Source organism: Okeania sp. SIO2B9 (assembly GCF_010672505.1).
GTDB lineage: Bacteria > Cyanobacteriota > Cyanobacteriia > Cyanobacteriales > Microcoleaceae > Okeania > Okeania hirsuta.
On sequence record NZ_JAAHGK010000621.1, the window covers coordinates 1 to 4388 of the forward strand.

Consider the following 4388-nt stretch of genomic DNA (forward strand, 5'->3'; position numbering starts at 1 on the left):
TCAATTTATAATTATCAAAAAGCCATAGAAATTAATCCAAAATCTTGTTGGCACTATGCAGCATTAGGAAATGTTTATCTTCAACTAGAGAATTTATCAGAAGCTATACCATGTTTAATTCAAGCTCTAAAAATTAGACCAGACTATTACGATGTTCATAAAAAAATAGAATTTATTCTCAAAAAACAAGAACGCCACAAAGAAGCTCACCTCTGGAAAACTAACCAAAAATTACCGCATAATTGGCTAAGAAAGTTTTTAAACTTAACAGAAGATTGGGAAATTACTTCTGAGTCTGCACAAAAAAATATTACTCGGATAAACATCTATTCAAGTACTCAATTTAATCTGTTATCATCTCAAACAATAGAGCAAAAAAAACATCATTATTTCCTAGATAAAAAATCCTACTCAGCGGAAGCTTTTGTAGTAGTAATTCCCGAAGGTAGAGGTAGTATTGATTTAGCAACAAGTGCAGTTATTACTTCAGACAATAAGTTGGTAAGAGATGTTTCTACAGGTTGTTCTGAAGTGATTATATCTTCTGAGGAATTACCTCCGATTAATTATATAGATGGTACAGTGGCATTTTTATCAGCAAAGTGGGGAGGATTCATGTATTTCCACTGGATGTTTGATGTAGTTACACGGATAGATTTGCTGCGTCGAACTAACCTAATAATAGATAAATTTGTCTTTACCAGATGTGATAAAAAGTTTCAAATAGAAACCATTGCTGCTCTGGGAATTAAACAATCTCAAATCATAGAAAGCCGATTTTTTCCTCATATAAAAGCTCAGAAATTAGTTGTACCTTCTTCCTATAAATCTCAGAAAGGAAATCTGAGAGTCAGCAAATGGGGTTGTGAGTTTTTGCGAAGTTTATTTATCAAATCACAAACTATCATAAAATCATCTAGTAAGCCAGAACGAATATATATAAGTCGAAAGTTTGCATCATGGCGACGAGTTCTTAATGAAGAAGAAGTAGTTAATTTGTTAGAAAAATTTGGTTTTATTAGTCTTTCCCTAGAATCAATGTCTATTGCAGAACAAGCATTATATATGGTAGCTGCAAAAGTGATAGTAGCACCTCATGGAGGTGGACTGACAAACCTCGTATTTTGTAGTCCAGGAACAAAAGTGATTGAGATTTTTTCTCCAAAGTATATTACTAATTTTTACTGGGAAATTAGCAATTTATGTAGGTTGTCACACTATTACTTAATAGGTGAAAATTTTGAAGATGATAATTCAGGTAAAATTCCTTGGAAACCAGATATTATTGTAAATTTGACAAGGTTAAAAAAAATGATGAAGTTTGCAGAAGTTGAATTAATTTAGGCAATATTGGCAATTTCAAAGGTAAGCATTTCCTACGGAATACTTCGCAAACAGTTTACACTACCACTTATAAAACTCAGTGGAGACCAGATATTATTGTTAATATTAAACGGGTATTAAAAATTCTAGAGTTAGCATAAATTTAGAAAGTATCTATAAATAAAATGAATACAAAAAAAATTGCACTGGGTTTATATCAACAGGCAGAATTATATCTAGAACGAGGAGAATTAGAAACATCACACCATTTATGTAACCAAGTAATAGAGATACAATCAAATTTTTCTCCTGTCTATAATACTCTGGGAAAAGTTTTACAAGCAATGGAAAAATTAGACCTAGCAAAACAAAATTATCAACAAGCAATCACCATAAATTCTAACTTAGTAGAAGCTCATATTAATTTAGGTAATTTATTTACCCAACAACAACAATGGCAAGCTGCAATTGAGAGTTACGAGCGAGCAATTCAGTTAAACCCAAACCAAGCAGAAATTCATCATAAATTAGGAGAAGCATTCCTAGAATTAGAAAAATGGGATGAAGCTGTCATTGCATATCAAAAAGCTACAGAATTAAATCCAAAATTTCCCTGGTCTTTCCATAAATTAGGGGAAGCATTCCTAGAATTAGAAAAATGGGATGAAGCTGTCATTGCATATCAAAAAGCTACAGAATTAAATCCAAAATTTCCCTGGTCTTTCCATAAATTAGGAGAAGTATTCCTCCAATTAGAAAAATGGGATGAAGCTGTCATTGCCTACAACAGATTTATTGAACTAAATCCAGATTTTCCTTGGTCTTATCAAAAATTAGGCACAGCTTTTATGCAGCTAGAAAAATGGGAAGAAGCTGTCAAAGTTTATCGTATTGCTATTGAATTAAAGCCAGATTTATATTTACCCCACAAAAATTTAGGGGATGCTTTAATGCAATTATCAAAATGGTTAGAAGCAGTAACAGCTTATCGCCGAACTATAGAAATAGAACCTAATATAGATGTGGCTTACTATAATTTAGGCGAAGCTTTAGTCAAACTTGAAAGATGGTCAGAAGCAATAGCAGTCTACCGTCAAATTGTTAAAATTAACCCTAACTCTTATTTGCCTTACAATAAATTAGCAGCAGCATTAGTTAAGCTAGCTGAAATAGAAAAAAACAGAAAAATTGAGATTTATTCAGAAGCGATCGCTTGTTATGAAACCTTAATCCAACTTCAACCAAATCAAAGAGAAAATTATCATAAATTAGCGGATATTCTACAAAAACAAGGAAAATTAGAGGCAGCAGTTGATAGTTATATAGAAGCTATAAAATTAAAACCAGATGTACCTTGGTCTTATAACAATATCGGGGAAATTTTAATGAAATTAAAAAGGTGGAATCAAGCAATATTCACCTTTTTGACTGCCTTAAATATGGAAAAAAATATGCCTTGGATATATCAGACACTAGGAGAAGCATTAGCACAAATATCTCAAAGTAGTTTAGAAGATAAAATTAACTATTATTGTTCTGCGCTTCAAAACCATCGGTCAGAGATAATTAATTCTAAATTAGTGCTTCATTTGCCGCAAAATTCAGAATTATATCTATATTTAGGAAATTCCCTCAGCAAAAAAGAGCAATATAAAGGGGCAGTCATTATTTATAATATGGCTCTGCAACTGGAAGTAAATGACCAAGAAATTACAAATCAACTTCAGAAAGCTTTAGAGAAAAAATTAGAGTTAAAACTAGAAGTAGAAAGATATCGTAGAGCTATCGAACAAAACCCAAAATCTTCTAAATATTACTATGATTTAGCCATAACTCTGACTCGACAAGAAGAATTGGAACAAGCAAGTCTAGCTTTCCTCAAAGCCATCAAGTTAAACCCAGAAATTAACTGGTCTTATAATCGTTTCTGGAATTACTTAAAACAGTCCGATAAGCTTGATGAAGTAGTCAGTTTTTACCATCAAATTATTCACAATAAACCACACTCCGTTTTATCTCACTTAAACCTGGGAGAAGTTCTCAGCGAGCAAGGTAAAATTGACGCAGCAGTCGCCTCGTATCGTACTGCTTGTTACGAGCAAACTTTAAAATCTCATCCCAATTTCGTGAAAAAATATTGGCATCAAGAACAAGTAACAAATCCTAACTTTATAATTATTGGCACTGGCAAAAGTGGCACTACTTCTCTATACAATTATCTCACTCAACATCCTCAAATTTTACCTGCCATTAAAAAAGAAATATATTTTTGGTCGAGACATTTTGACAAAGGAATAAATTGGTACTTAGCTCATTTTCCTCCCATTCCAAAAGCAACAAAATTTTTAACAGGAGAAGCAACTCCTACCTATATTAATAGTTGGCAGACCCCGACACGACTATTTAGTATTTTCCCCAAAATAAAGTTGATTATAATTTTGCGAAACCCAGTAGATAGAGCAATTTCTCACTATTATCACGAAGTCAGATCGAAGATGGAAAATAAATCTTTATCAGAAGCAATATATTCCCAGTTAGAGAGACTTCATCAAATGTCTGAATCTACTCTTGAGCAAGCTTACTGGAATCATATCTCTTACTATATAAGTTATGGAGTTTATGTAGAATTTATCAAAAAATGGATGGCTATTTTTCCCAGAAAACAATTCCTGATTTTAAGAAGCGAAGACTTTTATCAAAACCCAGCAAGTATCATGGAAAAAGTTTTTAACTTTCTAGATTTACCCAAACATCAACTCAAAAATTATCAGAAATTAAATTCTGGTTCTTATCCTACTCTTCCTCAATCAATTCACCAGAGTCTAAGTAGTTATTTTCAACCCTATAATCAAAAACTTGAAGCATATTTAGGTATGAAGTTTAACTGGGAATAGGGAGTATTCAACAATTAATAATTAATAATTAATAATTAACAATTACCTCTCCTTGAAAAGAAGAGGATTGACTAATCATGAAAATTTTTCTTTATTATCCCCTTAAAAGGGGAGGCTTTATAAACATCTTTCTTAACATAAAAATTGACAGAATAGACAAGTTATGTACGA

General features: G+C 32.0%; 2 protein-coding genes. Both read left to right on the top strand.

Annotated elements, in window-relative coordinates:
- A partial coding sequence (locus F6K13_RS20240) for a glycosyltransferase 61 family protein (RefSeq protein ID WP_287288178.1) occupies positions 1-1344 on the top strand: 1344 nt, incomplete at its 5' end.
- A 164-nt stretch (positions 1345-1508) separates the two neighbouring features.
- Complete coding sequence (locus tag F6K13_RS20245; RefSeq protein WP_124154921.1) at positions 1509-4217, top strand: tetratricopeptide repeat-containing sulfotransferase family protein; 2709 nt, start codon at positions 1509-1511, stop codon at positions 4215-4217.
- Positions 4218-4388: the final 171 nt, after the last annotated feature.

What these genes read in the sequence shown, in the direction of transcription:
- F6K13_RS20245 (WP_124154921.1), top strand. Translation starts at nt 1,509, where the DNA reads ATGAATACAAAAAAAATTGCACTGGGTTTATATCAACAGGCAGAATTA.